The following is an 18427-nucleotide window of genomic DNA, read 5'->3' on the forward strand; positions in this document are numbered from 1 at the left end:
CTAGCGGCGGATCGCGACCTTCACCTCGCACCCGGTCGCCGAGTCCTTGGCCGGTCCGCCGTTGCAGTAGTCCTTCTGGGTGCCGCCGTTGAGCTTGTCCTTGCCGGCCTCGCCGTAGAGCTTGTCGGTGCCTGCGTCGCCGGTGATGGTGTCGTTGCCGGTCCCGCCGAGGAGGGTGTCGTTGCCGGCGCCGCCGGCGATGCGGTCGTTGCCGGCGCCGCCCTTGATGACGTTGCCGCCTGCCGAGCCGACGAGGACGTCGGCGAAGCGCGAACCCGACAGGTGCTCCACGGAGAGCAGGGTGTCGTAGCCGGCGCCACCCGTGTTCTGGGTGGCCCCGTCCTTCCCGAGCGACAGGCTCACGGCCTTGGCCGCGCCGGCGTAGGTCACGGTGTCGCTGCCCGCTCCGCCCAGCGCGTCGTCGTCCCCGGCTCCGGGGTCGAGGACGTCGTTGCCGTTGTAGCCCTGGATCGAGTCGTTGCCGTTGCCGCCGCCGAGGTGGTCGTTGCCCGGACCGCCGTCGACGAGGTCGTCACCGTCGCCGCCGTACAGTGCGTCGGTTCCGGTGTAGGAGGTGCTGCCGTAGCCGTCGTCGCCGAAGAGCTCGTCGTTACCGCCCTGGCCCAGGAGCACGTCGTTGTCCTGGCCGCCGCGCAGGACGTCTCCGCCGTTGCCGCCGTCAAGACGGTCGTTGCCGAAGTACCCGTAGAGGAAGTCGTTCCCGTCGCCGCCCTCGACGACGTCGTTGCCCCGGTCGCCGTCGAGCCGGTCGTTGCCGCCGAGACCACGGATCCGGTTGGGGCCGTCGTCGCCGTCCAGCTGGTCGACCTGCTGACTGCCGGTGAGGTTCTCGGTGCCGACCACGGTGTCCGACCCCTCGCCGGTGTTCTGGAGCGCGGTCAGGCCGAGGTTCATCGTGATGGCGACCGTGCTGAGCTCGAAGCTGACCGTGTCGTTGCCGTCGCCGCCCGAGTAGGTGTCGTTGCCCAGCGAGCCGATCAGGACGTCGTTGCCGGCACCGCCCTGGAGGATGTTTCCGCCGTCCGCGTCGAGGACGTTGTCGTCGTCGCCGTACAGGACGTCGTTGCCGCCGCGTCCGGTGATCGTGTCCGAGCCCTTGTTGCCGAAGAACACGTTCGCCCGGTCGTCGCCGATCATCGTGTCGGGCCCGTCGGTGCCGTAGACGACCTCGATCGAGGTGACCGTGTCGTTCCCCGCCTGCGGTGACGACGCGGTGCCGGTGCTGAGATCGGTGCTCGAGCTGCTGGCATCGTCGAACGAGAGCTGGTCGGTACCGGTCTCGCCGCGCAGGGAGTCGTTGCCGAGGCCGCCGTCGAGCAGGTCGTTGCCGGAACCGCCGTAGATCGTGTCGTTGCCTTCCTGCCCGAGCAGCAGATCGTTGCCGGTGCCACCGCAGATGGTGTCGTTGCCGGCGCCGGCAACGAGCATGTCGTCGCCGGGCAGACCCAGGATGACGTCGTCGCCCGAGGTCGGGCTCTGGCCGAGCGACAGGTCGACGGTGACGACCTTGCCGCCGCAGGTCTTCGCGGCGTACGCCGGTGCGGCGACCAGGGCGGCGGCCGCGGCCAGTGCGGCGACGGCGAGCAGTGAGCGGGTGTGCATGAGTCCTCCGAGCGGGTTTCCGAGCAGTTAAAGAGCAAGTGCTCTGAAACTAACCTCCAGCCTGACTCCGGCGCAAGGCGTTCGTCGAGATCGGGACCAGTGGTCTACGTCACCGCGTGAGGTCACGCCGGTTCAGACCACCTGTGCGCTGGATACCTGTGCGCCCTTCCGCGCACGTAGCATGCGGCGACGAGTTGCGGAGACGTACGTTTCGGGAGAGCACGATGAGCGCTGAACGCATCAACGGGGAGGACGGTCTCTTCCTTCGGTTCGAGCGTCCGGACACCTACACCCATACGCTCAAGGTCCTGGTGCTCGACCCGGCCCGCCACGGTGCGCAGGTGACGCTCGAGGACCTGCACCGTGTGGTCGGCGCGAACCTGCACCTCAGTCCCCGAGCCACCCAGCGCGTCGGTCGACTGCCCGGCAAGCGGGCCTGGGCGTGGGTGCCTGACGAGAACTTCGACCTCGCGCACCACCTCGAGGAGGTCACTGCTCCCGGGCTCGGTGACCGTGCCGCTCTGGACCAGGTGTGCGCCGAGGTGCTGGTCCGCCAGCTCGACCGCGCGCACCCGCTCTGGGCGATGACCCTGGTGCACGGGCTGGAGGGCGGACGGCAGGCGGTCGTGGTCCGGGTCCACCACGCCATCTCGGACGGCAAGGCCTCGATCAACATGCTGTACGCCGCCAGCACCGCCTCGCCGGACGACGTCAGGCAGGTGCCCGAGCGGACCACCGAGCACGCGCCGGTCGACGGGCGCGGGAGGTTCGCGGCGTTCCGGCGGGCGTCGAAGGAGAACAAGAAGAAGCTCAAGGAGTTCGGCCCGGTCAAGGACCTGCCGACGCTGTCGCGGCGTACGGCGTTCAACGCGGTCACCGGCAAGGACCGGTTGTGCGCGTCGACGAGTCTGGACTTCGAGGACCTGCGCGAGATCGCGCGTGGTGCCGGGCTGACGGTGAACGGTGCGTTCCACGGTGTCGTCGCGGGCGCCATGCGCCGCGAGCTGCTGGACCGCGGGTTCCCGGTCGACGCCAAGCTGATCGCCGCCTTCGGCGTCGCCGACGGGGCAGACCCTGGGCGTCGCTTCGGCAACGCCTTCGCCACCTCGTTCGCGTTCCTGCACGCCGACGTCGAGGACCCGTGGGAGCGCCTGCACGCGGCCGCGGAGAACGCCCGTCGGGCGATCGCCCTGCGCGCTGCGACCGGCTTCGAGTACTACCGGACCGGAGTGGAGTTCCAGCAGTACGTGCTGCCGCACCTGCGAGCGGCGTTCGCGAACATCACCCCGATCGTGGGCAACCAGATCACCCTGGCCAACGTGCCCGGACCGACCGCGAACCGCTGGTTCGGCGACGTCGAGCTGGTCGACTGGATCTCGCAGGCGATCGCCATCGCGCCGTCGGTGGTCAGCCTCACCGGCTACTCCTACGCCGGTCGGCTCTCGCTCGGACTGACCGTCGCCCCCGAGGCGGTGCCTGACCCGGCAGCATTCCTGGACCGGTTCCGGGACTCGATGGAAGAGCTGCTCGAGCTCGTCAGGAGCCGAGAATCGCAGCCACAGCCGGCGAGCTGAAGAACGGCTCGAGGCGGGCGCGGACCAGGCGGTCCAGCTCGCCGGCCTCGTGCGCGGTGGCAAGCAGGCCGGGCACGATCGCGGTCGCCTGGGCGACGACGTCGTTCCGGGTGATCGCGAGGTCGTCGAGGAGCGTGGTCACCGGATCCTCGCCGTAGGTGGCGAAGAACCCGTCGACAAGCGCGTCCACGAGCGCCAGCACCGGGTCCGTGGGAGCGCCCGCGATGACGATGTCGTGGAGCAGGCCGGCGACCCGTTGCGCGTCCTCCCGGTCGCCGAGCTGGTCGAGGCGGACGACCGGTTTGTCGGCGTACAGGTCGAAGACCTCGAGGGCAGCGTCCCGGGTCGTGGGGTCGCGCAGGGTTTCGACGACGACCTTGTTCAACCGGCGCATCGCGAAGGTCGCGCCCTTGCCCGCCGTGTCGCCGAGCACGTCGCCGGCGGCGCCGACCACCTTGCCGGCGGCGCTGGTGCCGAAGGAGACGAGCGAGCCGAGGCCCGGGATCTTGTCGGCCATCGCCTGGTTGGCCTGGACCATGTCGCCGACGATCCGGCCGACGAAGCGCGAGGCCATGGTGGCCACCAGCGGGCTCTCGGTGAGCTGGTCGAGGAAGCGCTCGGCGAGGTCGGTCATGCCGAGCACCTCGGCGACCAGGCTCTCGACGTTCTCCCGATCGATCACGTCGGCCAGGGTGTAGCTCTCGCCCGGTCCGTCGTACGCGACGTCTGCGGCTGCGGCGACGAGCGTGGTCGCGCCCGAGCTCGGGGGCACCTTGTCCAGGAGCAGGTGGATCAGGGACTTGACCTCGGCCGGACCGACGAGCGCGGCGAGCGGGATCCGGGAACCGCTCGCGAGCAGCTCGTCGACGTCCTGGGCGATGAGGTCGGGGAGTGCGGGGCCGGTCAGCTGCTCGACCAGCCAGGCGACCTGGGCGTCGAGGAGGCGTTCGGCCAGGGAGGGTTCCGGCATACCGAGCAGCCTAGGCGCTCCGCGTTTCGTGGGGCGTGTGGTTCCGGTCACCGGCTCGACCGGGAGCAGCGTTTGGATAGGGTTCGAGAAGCAGTCTGTGCAGCAACCACGGGAGGGGTCCGGCATGTCCGACGACCTGACAGTCATCGTCCTGGCGGCCGGCGGCGGCACCCGGATGAAGTCCAAGACCATGAAGGTGCTGCACCCGATCGCGGGCCGCAGCATGATCGGGCACGTCCTGCACGCCGCGACCTCGCTCTCGCCGACCCGCATCGTCGCGGTCGTCGGCAACCAGCGCGAGCAGGTCGGACCGCACATCGAGGCACTCGTCCCCGACGTCGTGCTCGCCGTGCAGGAGAGCCAGAACGGCACCGGTCACGCCGTACGGATCGCGTGGGAGTCGTTGCCTCCCGAGGCGCGTACGGGAACCGTGGTCGTCGCGTCCGGCGACACCCCATTGCTGCGTGGTGAGAGCCTGCAGGCGTTCGTCGAGTTCCACCGCTCTTCCCGCGACGTGGTGTCGATCCTCACCGGCATCGTCGCCCGCCCGCACGGCTACGGACGCATCGTCCGTGGCGCGGACGGCGGAGTGGAGGCGATCGTCGAGCAGAAGGACGCCACCGAGGAGCAGGCCCGCATCGCGGAGATCAACAGCGGCATCCTCGCCTTCGACGCGGCGTTCCTGGACACCGTGCTGCCGCGGTTGGGCAACCAGAACGCGAACGGGGAGTACTACCTGACCGACACGGTCGGCCTGGCCCGCGCGGACGGCAGCACCGTCGGTGCCTTCACGCTGGAGGACGTGATGGAGACCGAGGGGGCCAACGATCGCGCCCAGCTCGCCGTCCTCGCGGCCGAGATGAACCGTCGGATCCTGGACCGCTGGATGCGGGACGGCGTGACGATCATCGACCCGAGCAGCACCTGGATCGATGCCGATGTCCAGCTCGCCCAGGACGTCACCGTGCTCCCCGGGGTCCAACTGCTCGGCGCCACCGTCGTCGGCGAGGACGCGGTCGTCGGACCTGACTCGACCCTCAAGGACGTGGAGGTCGGAGCGGGTGCGAAGGTCGTTCGGACCCACGGCGAGCTGGCCGTCATCGGCGCCGGGGCGACCGTCGGCCCGTTCTCCTACCTGAGGCCCGGGACCGAGCTCGGCGCCGACGGCAAGATCGGTGCCTTCGTCGAGACCAAGAACGCCCGGATCGGGGACGGTGCGAAGGTCCCGCACCTCTCGTACGTCGGGGACGCCGAGATCGGCGAGGGCGCGAACATCGGCGCCGGCACGATCTTCGCGAACTATGACGGCGTCAACAAGCACCGGACCGTGATCGGTGCGCACGCCAAGACCGCCAGCAACAACACGTTCGTCGCTCCGGTGACCGTGGGCGACGGAGCGGCGACCGGAGCGGGCAGCGTCATCCGGAGGGACGTGCCGCCCGGCGCGCTTGCCGTGAGCAGCGGTCCGCAGCGGCACTTCGACGAATGGGTGCAGAAGCGACGAGCCGGGACAGCCCAGGCCAAAGCGGCCGCCGATGCGGCCGGGTCCGGCGCGGGGCCGGCAGGCGCAGCGCCTTCCGGCGAATAGTTCGTCCAGATGTTGGCACGTTGCCGTTCCGGGTTGGGGACACGGCCGTGGGTGGGTGAGAATCGACCCGACGGACCCGTGGTGCCTGCGAGGAGACGCCCAGCGTGAGCGAGATCAAGAAGACGACCGAGAAGAACCTGATGGTCTTCAGCGGCCGGGCGCACCCGCAGCTCGCCGACGAGGTCGCGAAGGAGCTCGACACCGATCTCGTGCCGACCTCGGCGTACGAGTTCGCGAACTCCGAGATCTACGTCCGCTACGAGGAGTCCGTCCGCGGGTGCGACGCCTTCGTGATCCAGAGCCACACGGCGCCGGTGAACGAGTGGATCATGGAGCACCTGATCATGGTCGACGCGCTCAAGCGGGCGTCGGCGAAGCGGATCACCGTCGTGATGCCGTTCTGGGGCTACAGCCGCCAGGACAAGAAGCACCGTGGTCGCGAGCCGATCTCGGCCCGGCTGATGGCGGACCTCTTCAAGACCGCGGGTGCCGACCGGATCATCACCGTCGACCTCCACGCCGACCAGCTCCAGGGCTTCTTCGACGGTCCCGTCGACCACCTGATGGCGCTGCCGATCCTCACCGACTACATCAAGGACAAGTACGGCGACCAGGAGCTCGCGGTCGTCTCGCCGGACGCCGGACGGATCAAGGTCGCCGAGCGGTGGTCCGAGCGCCTCGGCGGCGTGCCGCTCGCGTTCATCCACAAGTCCCGTGACATCACCCGACCCAACGAGACCGTCGCCAACCGCGTCGTCGGTGACGTGACGGGCAAGATCTGCGTCCTGACCGACGACATCATCGACACCGGCGGCACCATCGTGAAGGCGGCCGAGGCGTTGATGAAGGACGGCGCGGCCGGAGTGGTCATCGCGGCCACCCACGCGATCCTCTCCGACCCGGCCGTCGACCGGCTCAAGAACTCCTCCGCGGTCGAGGTGGTCATCACCAACACGCTGCCGTTGGCTCCCGAGAAGGAGTTCGACAAGCTGACCTGCCTCTCGATCGCCCCGCTGCTTTCGCGGGCTATCAAGGAGGTCTTCGAGGACGGCTCCGTCACGAGCATGTTCGACGGGCACGCCTGACCTTCCCTCGACCGGGCCAGGATGTCCCGCCAGGTCGCGCCGAGCGGGCACAGATGTCCCGTCCACCTGCGTCGAGCGGGCCGGGATGTCCCGCTGGTTTGCGCCGAGCGGGCTGAGATGTCCCGCTAGTTTGCGCCGAGCGGGCACACATGTCCCGCGCAACGAGCGAACGCCCCGCTCGGCTTACCTGGGTGAGGCATCTGTGCCCGCTCGGCGTACCTGGGTGGGACATCTGTGCCCGCTCGGCGTACTTGGGTGGGACATCTGTGCCCGCTCGGCGTACCTGGGTGGCACATCTGTGCCCGCTCGGCGACGGATTGGCCTTCCCCCGCGGGGATCTGTACGATTTCCGGGTTGCCTCGGCGAGGGAGCTCCCGGACAGGGATGTTCCGTGATCGACGCGGTCGGTTCGTGAATCTGCATGCACCGTGCCTCGTCGCGCGCGGTGCATGTCGTGTCTCCGGGCCGCTGCGGAACCGGGCAACCACGACTTCCCAGACCTACGTTCGAGGAGCACCACCATGTCTGAAGACCTGATCAAGGCCGAGGCCCGCACCGAGTTCGGCAAGGGCGCTGCCCGCCGCATCCGCCGTGCCGACAAGGTTCCGGCCGTCATCTACGGCCACGGCAACGAGCCGGTCCACGTGACGCTGCCGGGCCACGACACCCTGATGGCGATCCGTCACGGTGGCGCCAACGCGGTCCTGAACATCGAGATCGACGGCAAGGTCCAGCTCGCGCTGACCAAGCAGATCCAGTCCGACCCGATCAAGGGCTTCCTCGAGCACGTCGACTTCGTCGCGGTGAAGAAGGGCGAGAAGGTCACCGTCGAGGTGCCCGTCCACACCACCGGTGAGGCCGCGAAGGAGACCTTCGTCCAGATCGAGAACAACGTCGTCTCCGTCGAGGCCGAGGCCACCCACATCCCCGAGGCCATCGAGGTCGACATCGAGGGCGCCGAGGTCGGCACCCAGATCCTCGCCTCGCAGCTCACGCTCCCGAAGGGCTCCACGCTGCTGACCGACGGCGAGACCCTGATCGTCAACATCACCCAGGCCACCACGGCCGCTGAGGTCGAGGCCGAGCTCGCCGAGGCCGAGGCCGAGGCCGGCATCGAGCACGACGCCCCCGAGGCTGCCGCCGACGAGGCTGCTGCTGACGAGGCCCCGGCCGAGGACGCTGCAGACTCCGAGTGACTGACGACGTCTGGCTGATCGTCGGGCTGGGGAATCCCGGCCCGACGTACGCCGGCACCCGTCACAACATCGGCTACCTGGTGGTCGACGAGCTCGCCCGACGCATGGGCGGCTCGCTGAAGTCCCACAAGTCCGGTCGCGCCGAGGTCCTGGAGGGCCGGCTGGCACCCCCGGGTGCGCCGGCTCCGAAAGTGATCCTCGGGCGCGCCCGCGGCTACATGAACGAGTCCGGGGGACCGGTCTCGACGCTGGCGAAGTTCTACGGGGTCGCCCCGGACCACGTCATCGCCGTGCACGACGAGCTGGACATCGACTTCGGCACGCTGCGGATCAAGTTCGGCGGCGGCGACAACGGCCACAACGGACTGAAGTCGATGCGCTCCTCCCTGGGTACCGGTGACTTCTTCCGGGTCCGCGCCGGCATCGGCCGCCCTCCGGGCAGGCAGAATCCCGCCGACTTCGTGCTCGGCAACTACTCGACGGTCGAGCGCAAGGAGCTCCCGTTCCAGATCGACAGTGCCGCCGACGCGATCGAGTGCCTGATCGAGAAGGGCCTGGAGGAGACTCAGCAGCGCTTCAATCGCTGAGCCTGTCTCGCTGGACGTGCAGGTCGTACGATCGGTCACTCGACAGGCTCCGTGCGTGCCTCGCTCCGCTCGTCAGCGCACTGTCGCCGACTCGGCCACGAGCAAGCTCGGGCACTCGATAGGCTCCGTGCGTGCTCCTCGCTGCGCTCGTCGGCGCACTGTCGCCGACTCGGCCACGAGCAAGCTCGGGCACTCGGTAGGCTCCGTGCGTGACTGACTTCGATCCCGGTACGCCGCCCGCCGAGGCCCTCGAGAACGACCACCTCTTCGCTGCCTGGACGGCGACGGTGGCTGGTGAGCTGCTCCAGCAGGTCCGCGCCAGCGGGCTGGAGGGCAAGGCGCTCAAGGACGCCGGCGACCTCGCGTCGCACGAGCTCCTGATGAGCCTGTTCGCCGAGCACAAGCCGGCCGACGCCGTGCTGTCGGAGGAGGAGCACCGCGGGACCTCCGGGGCGAACAACCGTCTCGAGACCCCGCGCGTCTGGATCATCGACCCGGTCGACGGCACCCGGGAGTACTCCGAACCCCCGCGCGACGACTGGGCCGTGCACGTCGCCCTGTGGCAGGAGGGCGCCCTCGTCGCGGGCGCCGTCGCCCAGCCCGGCCTCGGCCGAACCTTCCACACCGGTCAGCCGCCGGTCGTCCCGGCACGGACGGCTCCGCGCCCGCGCATCGCGGTGTCGCGCACCCGACCGCCGAAGTTCGTCGAGGAGCTCGCCAAGGTGATCGATGCCGAGCTCGTCCCGATGGGGTCGGCCGGCGCCAAGGTCATCTCGGTGACCCGCGACGTCACCGACGCCTACGTGCACGCCGGAGGTCAGTACGAGTGGGACTCGGCCGCCCCGGTCGCGGTCGCTCGCGCGGCCGGCCTGTTCACCAGCCGTGTCGACGGCTCCGAGCTGCTGTACAACCAACGCGAGGTCCGGCTGCCCGACCTCATCGTCTGTCGTCCGGAGCTCGCGGAGCCGATCCTGGCCTTCGTGCGCGAGCACGGAACTGACTGAGCACCCGCGAGCACGGCACCGACTGCCCTAGGCGGGGGCCTCCGGGAAGTCCCGCTCCCACGCTGCGATCTCCTCCGGCTTCGGCTCTCCGTCACCGCGGGTCAAGTGCACGTACGTCAGGAACAGGATCGGCAGCACGATGTAGAGCCCGCAGAAGAAGAGGTTACGGACGTCGTGCACGAACTCCGGTCGGTCGGCGACCGCGACGTGCTTCAGGTCGTACGACCAGCCGACCCAGTACGTCATGCCGAGCTGGAAGATCACGATGCCGGCCCAGAACAGCGGGGCGAACAATCCTTGCAACGGGAGACGGTGCTGGGTGGGGACGGTTCCCGACGCCACCTCCTTCTTGGCGAGGTAGGCGTCGAAGAGCTGGTTGACCCCGATGATCGCGATCCCGACGAAGAACCAGCCGATGTAGTTCGCCTGGGTGATCCCCCAGTGGTAGCCCGGATCGGGGTAGCGGTAGATCTGCCCCAGGAAGGTGTGCTCGCCGAGCAGCGAGACCGGGTCGGTGACCCAGTCGATGACGACCAGCAGGAACGACGCCAGCACCAGGGTCGTGAGGCTGTTGCGGATCCGTCGTGACGTGACCCGCTGGACGTCGAGCCCCCGGCGCCGTACGGGCGACATCAGGAACTGCGCGAACGCGAACGACACGTAGGACAGGAAGGCGAACGACAGCGAGTCGAAGAACGGGACGCCGAAGACCATCAGGTCCTTGCTCAGCCCCGACTCGACGTACTTGTAGTCGCCGAACGGGAACTGGTGGTTGATCGACCCCCACTCGGCCGCGAGCGTGATCAGGTATCCCGAGGCGGTCCAGAAGAGGGTCCGCTTCCACCGCTGCTCCAGGTAACCCAGCACGAGGAACGAAACCAGGAACAAGGTCACGTACCAACGGTGCGTCATGGAGTACAGAAGTTCGTCCATGCGAGATGTATAGCGGTACTTCGCCGTGCCGGTAGGAATGGCCAGGCATCTGGCTGGACCACAGGGCACAATCGTCGCCATGGGAGAGGCGATCGAGCTCGAGGTCGACAACCGGGTCGTGCGCATCTCCAACCCGGACCGGGTCTACTTCCCGGCCCGCGGGGAGACCAAGCTCGACCTGGTCGAGTACTACCTCTCCGTCGGCGACGGCATCGTCAACGCACTGCGCGAGCGCCCGTGCATGCTGCACCGCTTCCCCAAGGGTGTGGACGGCGAGAAGGTCCACCAGAAGCGGCTGCCCTCGGGCGCGCCGGACTGGATGGAGACCGTGCAGGTGTTCTTCCCGCGGTGGAAGCGCACCGCCGATGAGCTGTGCGTCACCGAGATCGCGCAGGTCGTGTGGGCCGTCCAGATGAGCACCGTCGAGTTCCATCCCTGGAACAGTCGCCGCGCTGACGTCGAGAAGCCCGACGAGTGGCGCATCGACCTCGACCCCGGTCCGGAGTGCACCTGGCAGACCGTGCAGCGCGTGGCGCACGTGGCTCACGAGGTCCTCGAGGATCTGGGCGCCGTCGGGTACCCGAAGACCAGTGGCGGCTCCGGGATGCACATCTACGTACGCGTGCAGCCCGACCACGACCACCAGGGCGTACGCCGCGCAGCGCTCGCCTTCGCCCGCGAGGTCGAGCGCCGCAGCGACGAGGTGACGACTGCCTGGTGGCGCAAGGACCGGGATCCCGCCGACCTGTTCGTCGACTACAACCAGAACGCGCGCGACCACACGATCGCGGCGGCGTACTCGGTGCGCGGCAACGCGGAGGGGACAGTCAGCGCACCGATCGCCTGGAGCGAGATCGACGACTGCGAGCCAGGTGACTTCACGATCGCGACGATGCCCGACCGCTACGGGCGGCTCGGCGACCTGCACCACGACATCGACGACCACGTCTTCGACCTCGCGCCGCTGCTGGAGTGGGCCGACCGGGACGAGCGTGAGGGCCAGGACACACCGCCGGAGCCGGGCGAGGCGTGACCAATCCGCCCGTTTTGCGTTGATCGTTGCATGAAGCGACGGTTTCGGGTCCTGGTGCTGGTGCTGGCGGCTGCGCTCTTGTCGTTGCCTGCAGTGCCGGCAGGTGCGGCCTCTCCGGTGCTGACGCTGTCGATGGACCGCTCGGTCTACACGGCGTCGCAGACTGCGACTTTCCGCAGCCACGTCGAGGCGATGAACCTCACCTACGTTCTCCAGATCCAGTACCCGGGCAGCTCGGAGTGGAAGACCCTGTGCTCGTCCGTCAACGTGAACACGGCCGACTTCAAGTGTCAGCTCGGCCTGCAGTACAACATGAAGGTCCGGGCCCTTCTCCTCGACACCAAGGGCACCCCGGACGACACCTCGGACGACACCGTGGAGGCGCTGGTGGCCAGAGCGGTGCCGGTGCGGTCCTCGGTGGGCACGGTGCCGTCAGGCTTCTACAGCCGGTCCGGCAAGTACCGCGTGATGGGCCGGTCCGCAGCGAAGTTCGTCAGCCAGAGCTCCCCCGCCTTCCCCGGCCAGCGCTGCATCCGGCACCAGGTGCAGCGCAAGAAGGCGTCGGGGTGGCGGACGGTGAAGACCGGTAAGTGTGTCGTGCAGGGTAAGCAGGGCCTCGTTCGATGGACCTGGAAGGGCAGGCACCCCACCGGGGTGAAGTACCGGGTACGGGCGTCGGTCGCGGAGGACCAGGTCAACAAGGCCGGCGTCGGCCGCTGGGTGTACGTCCGGTTCCGCTGACGGATACTGCTGCGATGAGGCGTCTGACCGCGAATCCTTGGCTGATCCCGCTGCTCGGGTGCTGGGCGCTGTCGTGGGTCGACCAGGACCTGGTCGACTGGGTCGGCTCCGCGCGGGCGGCGGCGATCCTGATGGGGGCGGGCATGGTGCTCGGCTGGGCGTGGTACCGGTTCGGCCCCCGGCCGCTGGCCGAGCGGCTCTACCCGCTCGCCGTCCTGCTGGTCCTCGGCGTCCTGCTCCTGCTCGGGGGCGGCGGCATCGAGGTCGACTCGACCGACGCGGGCGCGTGGACGGTCCCGGGCATCCTGGCCGGCCTGATCTTCGCCGAGGCGCACCCGTCCTGGCAGGCGCAGCGGCGCGTCGCCCTCAGCAGCCGCAGGAACCAGCCCGATCTGCGCGACCAGGTGAAGTGACAGGGCCGACAGTCAGGTTTACAGGTCCGGCCATTGTGTCAAGTTACCCGCGGGTTTAGGCTCCGTTCATGAGCGTGAACCCCTCGACCCAGCTGCCTGCCGATCCCGAGCACGACCCGCGCGCGTCGTACGCGTTCGAGCCTGAGTACGTCGCCGCCCTCACCGACCGGTTGATCGCCACCGCCGGCACCGGCGTGACCTCGTACGCGCCGGCCACCGGCAAGCCGCTCGCGGTGATCCCGCAGTCGAACGAGGCTGACGTCAAGGAGGCCTATGCCCGCGCCCGCCGTGCGCAGGCGGCCTGGGCGCGCACGTCGCTCGACCACCGCGCCGAGCTCCTGCTCCGGTTGCACGACATCGTGCTGGACCGCCAGGACGAGATCATCGACCTCATCTGCTGGGAGTCGGGCAAGGCCCGCAAGCACGCGTTCGACGAGCCGCTGCACATCGCGCTCACCGCGCGCTACTACGCGCGTACCGCTCACCAGCACCTCGACACCGAAGGGCGGATCGGCGTCATCCCCGGTCTCACCCGCGCCGAGGTCAACCGCGTGCCCAAGGGCGTCGTCGGGATCATCTCGCCGTGGAACTACCCGTTCACGATGGCTCTGTGCGACGGCATCCCCGCGCTGCTCGCCGGCAACGCCGTGGTCACCAAGCCGGACGCGCAGACGATGCTCTCCGCCCTGCTCGGTGCCCAGCTGCTCGAGGAAGCCGGCTTCCCGAAGGACCTCTGGAACGTCGTCGCCGGCCCGGGTCGCGAGCTGGGTACGCCGATCATCGACCGCGCCGACTACATCTGCTTCACCGGCTCGACCGCGACCGGCAAGATCATCGCCAAGCAGGCTGCTGACCGTCTGATCGGCTGCTCGCTCGAGCTCGGGGGCAAGAACCCGATCCTGATCCTGCGCGACGCCGACCTCGACAAGGCGGCCGAGGGCGCCGTGCGCGCATGCTTCTCGAACGCCGGCCAGCTCTGCGTCTCGACCGAGCGGATGTTCATCGCCGACCAGGTCTACGACCGTTTCAAGGAGAAGTTCGTCGCCGCCACCAAGGCGATGAACCTCTCGGCCGGTCTGGAGTGGGGCAGCGACATGGGCTCGTTGATCAGCCAGGACCAGCTCGACACGGTCACCGCCCACGTCGAGGACGCCGTTGCTCAGGGAGCTGTCGTCCTCGCCGGCGGCAAGCCCCGCCCCGACCTCGGCCCGTACTTCTTCGAGCCGACGATCCTCGAGGGTGTCACCCCGGAGATGACCTGCTTCGGCACCGAGACCTTCGGCCCGGTGATCAGCCTGTACCGCTTCCACGACGAGGCCGACGCGATCGCGCGCGCCAACGACGGTGAGTACGGTCTGAACGCCTCGATCTACACCCGCGACATCAAGCGGGGCCGGATCATCGCGCGCCAGATCAAGTGCGGGACGGTCAACATCAACGAGGCCTTCGGTGCGACGTTCGCCAGCATCGACGCGCCCATGGGTGGCATGCGCGAGTCCGGGATGGGTCGGCGCCAGGGCAGCGAGGGCATCCACCGGTACACCGAGACCCAGGCGGTCGCCTCCCAGTCGCTGCTGCGCTTCAGCCCGCAGTTCGGTCTGAACGACGAGCAGTACGCCAAGGTGATGACGTTGAGCCTGCGGGCCATGAAGAAGATGGGACGGGCCTGATCTGATGGCAGAGTTCGACTTCGATGTGCTGATCATCGGCTCCGGCTTCGGAGGCTCGGTGAGCGCACTGCGCCTGACCGAGAAGGGCTACAAGGTCGCCGTGATCGAGGCTGGTGCCCGGTTCGAGGACCAGGACTTCGCCGAGAACTCGTGGGACGTGAAGCGGTACCTCTTCCGTCCCGAGGTCGGTTGCTACGGCATCCAGCGGATCGACGCGCTCAAGGACTGCATGATCGTCTCCGGTGCAGGGGTCGGCGGCGGCTCCCTGGTCTACGCGAACACGCTCTACGAGCCGCTGGACGCGTTCTACCGCGACCCGTCCTGGGCGCACATCACCGACTGGAAGTCCGAGCTGGCGCCGTACTACGACCAGGCGAAGCGGATGCTCGGCGTCGTGGAGAACCCGCTGCGGACGGCGGCGGACGACGTCATGTACAAGGTCGCCCAGGACATGGGCGTCGAGGAGACCTACCACCCGACCCCCGTCGGGGTGTTCTTCGGCGGTCCGGGCGAGACCCACCACGACACCATCAAGGACCCCTTCTTCGGTGGCGCCGGCCCTGACCGCGTTCCGTGCAAGGCGTGTGGCGAGTGCATGACGGGTTGCCGTCACAACTCCAAGAACACCCTGGTCAAGAATTACCTGTACCTGGCCGAGCGCGCCGGCGCGCGGGTGATGCCGCTGAGCACGGTGACGCGGATCCGTCCGCACGAGACCGACAGCGAGGGCTGCGTCGGGTACGACGTGACGATCAAGTACACCAAGGCCAAGCGGGCGACGGCCCGCTCGACGCGGACCCTGACCGCCGAGCACGTCATCGTCGCTGCTGCCTCCCTGGGCACCCAGCGGCTGCTGCACACGATGAAGGACGAGCACCACCTGCCGGCCATCTCGGACCGGCTCGGCTACCTCTCGCGCACCAACTCCGAGTCCATCCTCGGTGCGATCGCGCCGTCCACCTCGAAGGTCGACTACTCGCGCGGCGTCGCGATCACCTCGTCCTTCCACCCCGACGAGCACACCCACATCGAGCCGGTGCGCTACGGCAAGGGCAGCAACTTCATGTCGTTGATGCAGACCGTCCTCACCGACGACTCCGGGCCGGAGCCGCGCTGGCAGAAGTGGCTCAAGGAGATGTGGACGCAGCGTCGGAACATCAAGGAGCTCTACGATTTCAAGCACTGGTCCGAGCGCACCGTGATCGCGCTGGTCATGCAGACCGTGGACAACTCGATCACGACCTTCAACAAGAAGATCCCGGGGACGAACATCAGCTACCTGTCCTCGCGCCAGGGCCACGGCACCCCGAACCCGACCTGGATCCCGGTCGCGAACGAGGCCGTCACCAAGATGGCGGAGATCGTCGACGGCACTGCCGGCGGGTCGATCGGCGAGCCGTTCAACCGGCCTCTGACGGCGCACTTCATCGGCGGCTGCACGATCGGTGACTCGATCGAGACCGGCGTGATCGACCCGTACCAGCGGGTCTACGGCCACCCGAACCTGCACATCGCTGACGGGTCGGCGATCTCGGCGAACCTGGGTGTCAACCCGTCGCTGACGATCACCGCGCAGGCGGAGCGCGCCATGTCGTTCTGGCCCAACAAGGGTGAGGAGGACCCGCGTCCGGCGCTGGGCACGGCGTACGAGCGGATCGAGCCGGTGGCCCCGAACTCTCCGGTCGTGCCGGCTGGGGCGCCCGGTGCGCTGCACCTCCCGATCGTCGCGGTCAGCTGAGCGGTCCGACCTCTCGATATCGCCCGAAATTTTCTTCGGAACCTGCATAACCCCGCCCCGCGGGGCTCGTTGAACAGTGCAGATCGGGTGCACAGCTCCCTCCCAGGCCCGATCTCGACACGGTTCACACCACGTGGACAATCAGGGCCCAGCCTCCCTCCCTCCCCGGCTGGGCCCTGAGTCACTTTTCGGGTCGGTCGGAAGTCTGGGCCCCGCCCAGCGCTCTGCCGTTCGTCCCCGGCTGGGCCCTGAGTCGTTTTTCGGTCCGTTGTCCCCGGCTGGGCCCTGAGTCACTTTTCGGGTCGTCGGGAGTCTGGGCCCGCTCAGGCCCGGGACGGTCAGCGACCGCCGACCCGGTAGACCGTGTAGCGGCCCTCCCGGGCGATGACCCCGCCGCGCTCCAGCTGAGCCAGGAAGTCGGGCGCCAGTCCCATCTCCTCGGGCGGGCGGGTCAGTATCACGGCGTCCCCCGAGGTCAGGTACGCCGTGTAGAGCCGGGACCACGCTGCTTCAGAACCAGGCTCCGCGACGGGGAAGAGGCGTCGGTGCCGCAGCCGACGTCCGATCGGGTCCATCCAGTCCGGGCACCGGTTCTGGAAGCTGCGGCTCAACGTGTTGAGCTGGATCTGGGCCATCGGCCCGTCGGTCATCAGGCAGCGCACGTCGGCGACGGCGGCCGTCAGCTCCTTCCGCGGGAACACGGGCTCGGCCTCGGTGCCGGCGACCTCGAGCGACGTACTGACCGCCACGAGGACGACAGCGACCGCGGGCAGCCAGCTCCGGGTCGGTCGCTGCGCGAGCGCCGCCGCGACCACCAAGCAGAGCGCCACGCTGACGAAGTCTGTGTAGAAGGGGAACCAGACCGGTTGGAACCAGACCTGGAGCAGCTGGACCAGCAGCACCAGGACCAGCGGACGGGCTGCTCGGATCCGCCAGGCCCGCCAGAGGAGCACGGCGAGGAGGGCCGCGCCGAGAACGACGGTGGCACGCAAGGTGGATGTCGAGACGTCGTACGAGCGGTCCCCGACGACCAGGTAGCCGAGCACCTCGAGCCCGTCCGGGCGGTAGCGCGTCCGGGCCAGTTGGTCGAGCACGATCGAGTCCCACATTTCGTGCCCGGAGAGCAGCAGGAAGGGCAGGTCCACCACGACCAGGGCGGCGCCAGCGCCGAGAGCGATCCGCAGGGTAGGGGCCCAGTGTCGCTCTGCCGCCAGCTGCCAGCCGAGAAAGGCGGCGATCGGAACCAGCCACCACAGCTTGATGCAGACCGCCGCCCCCAGGGCGACGCCGCACAGGAACCACAGCCTGCTCGCGCGCGGCGTTTCGGCCTGAAGTGCGCGGTGGAAGGCGAGCAGCCCGCAGAGCAGGAAGAAGTTGCCGACGGGTTCCAGGTAGCCCACGAACTCGAACGCGACCGCATTGGTCCAGACGGCGTAGACGAGGCCGCCGGTGATCGCCGCGCGCTCGCTCAGGCCCATGGCGCGAGCGACCCGGATCACCAGGACGGCGTTCAGCGAGGCGAGCACGATGATCGCCACGCTCGCGGCGGAGTACCCCGTCAGGTCGGTGGTGAGACGCCCGAGGAACGCGAACGGCGCCTCGAGAACGGCGATGCCCGGCGGGTGCACCAGGGTGAAGTCGCGGTACGGGACCCGTCCGTTGACCAGGCCGGCGGCGGCCGCGTAGTAGACCGCGGGGTCGTACCCGTACGGAGCGGTGAGTCCGCCGCCGACGACGCAGCGCGCCGTACGAGCGAGGAGGGCGACAGCGAAGACCCAGGTCGTCGGCATGGTCGCGACGGCCTTCCAGGAGCGATGCCCGACACTCACCCGCCGAACTGTAGACCCGCTAGGGTCGCGCTCATGCGCAATCTCTCTCGGGCGATCGTGGTCGCTGTCCTGCTCACCTCGCTGGCCGCCTGCGGTGGCGAGTCCCCGGAGGACTCGGCCAGGACGACAGCCTGCCGCGAGTACCTCCTCCAGGGCGGCAAGCACGCGTCCGAGGTCGTCGAGGAGCTGCGGCACACCCTGACCCGCCAGCAGGAGGACACGTCCTTCGACCCGGAGCCGTACCGGAAGCTCGTGGTCTCCGCTGCGCTGACGAAGCACCTGAGCGAGGACGACTACGACGTGTTCGCCGACGTCGTCGACGGGCTCGACACGTTCCTGACGGTCGGGGGCACGCCCAGCTTCGCCGACGCGAAGGCGCTCGACAGGTCGGTCGACGAGTTGGCCAGGCTCTGCAGGTAACCAGCGGACGCCGTACGGCCGCA

The 18427-nt window shown here is 68.9% G+C and carries 16 protein-coding genes; 12 read left to right on the plus strand and 4 right to left on the minus strand.

Annotated elements, in window-relative coordinates:
* Window positions 1–1623, minus strand: coding sequence for a calcium-binding protein (locus tag ABIE44_RS13015; RefSeq protein ID WP_209717032.1), 1623 nt, complete (start codon window positions 1621–1623; stop codon window positions 1–3).
* Window positions 1624–1847: 224 nt separating this feature from the next.
* On the opposite strand from ABIE44_RS13015, the gene ABIE44_RS13020 reads away from it, so the two are divergent.
* On the plus strand, window positions 1848–3197 hold the full coding sequence (locus ABIE44_RS13020; RefSeq protein ID WP_209717029.1) for a wax ester/triacylglycerol synthase domain-containing protein: 1350 nt from the start codon (window positions 1848–1850) through the stop codon (window positions 3195–3197).
* Here ABIE44_RS13020 and ABIE44_RS13025 read toward each other — a convergent pair.
* Window positions 3160–4167, minus strand: a complete 1008-nt coding sequence (locus ABIE44_RS13025; RefSeq protein ID WP_209717025.1) for a hypothetical protein — start codon at window positions 4165–4167, stop codon at window positions 3160–3162. The two genes, ABIE44_RS13020 and ABIE44_RS13025, sit on opposite strands and share 38 nt — an antisense overlap.
* 124 nt (window positions 4168–4291) lie before the next feature.
* On the opposite strand from ABIE44_RS13025, the gene glmU reads away from it, so the two are divergent.
* The 5 genes from glmU (at window position 4292) to ABIE44_RS13050 (ending at window position 9627) form a co-directional block, all read left to right on the plus strand.
* Complete coding sequence (glmU, locus tag ABIE44_RS13030; protein ID WP_209717022.1) at window positions 4292–5755, plus strand: bifunctional UDP-N-acetylglucosamine diphosphorylase/glucosamine-1-phosphate N-acetyltransferase GlmU; 1464 nt, start codon at window positions 4292–4294, stop codon at window positions 5753–5755.
* Between the two features lie 104 nt (window positions 5756–5859).
* Window positions 5860–6840, plus strand: a complete 981-nt coding sequence (locus ABIE44_RS13035) for a ribose-phosphate diphosphokinase (RefSeq protein WP_209717019.1) — start codon at window positions 5860–5862, stop codon at window positions 6838–6840.
* A 521-nt stretch (window positions 6841–7361) separates the two neighbouring features.
* Window positions 7362–8036, plus strand: a complete 675-nt coding sequence (locus ABIE44_RS13040) for a 50S ribosomal protein L25/general stress protein Ctc (protein WP_209717016.1) — start codon at window positions 7362–7364, stop codon at window positions 8034–8036.
* Window positions 8033–8623: an aminoacyl-tRNA hydrolase gene (gene pth, locus ABIE44_RS13045; RefSeq protein ID WP_209717013.1), complete on the plus strand. Its 591-nt coding sequence runs from the start codon at window positions 8033–8035 to the stop codon at window positions 8621–8623. The genes ABIE44_RS13040 and pth overlap by 4 nt, the downstream gene beginning before the upstream one ends.
* Before the next feature lie 209 nt (window positions 8624–8832).
* Complete coding sequence (locus ABIE44_RS13050; protein WP_209717010.1) at window positions 8833–9627, plus strand: 3'(2'),5'-bisphosphate nucleotidase CysQ; 795 nt, start codon at window positions 8833–8835, stop codon at window positions 9625–9627.
* Window positions 9628–9654: 27 nt separating this feature from the next.
* On the opposite strand, the gene ABIE44_RS13055 is transcribed toward ABIE44_RS13050, so the two are convergent.
* Entirely contained in the window at window positions 9655–10560 is a 906-nt protein-coding gene (locus tag ABIE44_RS13055; protein WP_209717006.1) for a carotenoid biosynthesis protein, read from the minus strand.
* A 79-nt stretch (window positions 10561–10639) separates the two neighbouring features.
* On the opposite strand from ABIE44_RS13055, the gene ligD reads away from it, so the two are divergent.
* From ligD to ABIE44_RS13080, 5 genes are all read left to right on the plus strand, one after another.
* Entirely contained in the window at window positions 10640–11593 is a 954-nt protein-coding gene (gene ligD / locus ABIE44_RS13060; protein ID WP_209717003.1) for a non-homologous end-joining DNA ligase, read from the plus strand.
* 30 nt (window positions 11594–11623) lie between these two features.
* Complete coding sequence (locus tag ABIE44_RS13065) at window positions 11624–12334, plus strand: hypothetical protein (protein ID WP_209717000.1); 711 nt, start codon at window positions 11624–11626, stop codon at window positions 12332–12334.
* Window positions 12335–12348: 14 nt separating this feature from the next.
* On the plus strand, window positions 12349–12747 hold the full coding sequence (locus ABIE44_RS13070) for a hypothetical protein (RefSeq protein WP_209716997.1): 399 nt from the start codon (window positions 12349–12351) through the stop codon (window positions 12745–12747).
* 68 nt (window positions 12748–12815) lie between these two features.
* On the plus strand, window positions 12816–14417 hold the full coding sequence (locus ABIE44_RS13075) for a succinic semialdehyde dehydrogenase (protein WP_209716994.1): 1602 nt from the start codon (window positions 12816–12818) through the stop codon (window positions 14415–14417).
* Between the two features lie 4 nt (window positions 14418–14421).
* Window positions 14422–16155, plus strand: coding sequence for a GMC oxidoreductase (locus ABIE44_RS13080; protein ID WP_209716990.1), 1734 nt, complete (start codon window positions 14422–14424; stop codon window positions 16153–16155).
* A 338-nt stretch (window positions 16156–16493) separates the two neighbouring features.
* Here ABIE44_RS13080 and ABIE44_RS13085 read toward each other — a convergent pair whose 3' ends face one another.
* A complete protein-coding gene (locus ABIE44_RS13085; RefSeq protein ID WP_209716987.1) occupies window positions 16494–17984 on the minus strand; it encodes an ArnT family glycosyltransferase in 1491 nt (496 codons plus the stop codon).
* A 33-nt stretch (window positions 17985–18017) separates the two neighbouring features.
* Here ABIE44_RS13085 and ABIE44_RS13090 point away from each other — a divergent pair, with 33 nt between their 5' ends.
* Window positions 18018–18404, plus strand: a complete 387-nt coding sequence (locus ABIE44_RS13090; RefSeq protein ID WP_209716984.1) for a hypothetical protein — start codon at window positions 18018–18020, stop codon at window positions 18402–18404.
* Window positions 18405–18427: the final 23 nt, after the last annotated feature.

It is taken from the genome of Marmoricola sp. OAE513, assembly GCF_040546585.1.
Lineage (GTDB): Bacteria > Actinomycetota > Actinomycetes > Propionibacteriales > Nocardioidaceae > Marmoricola.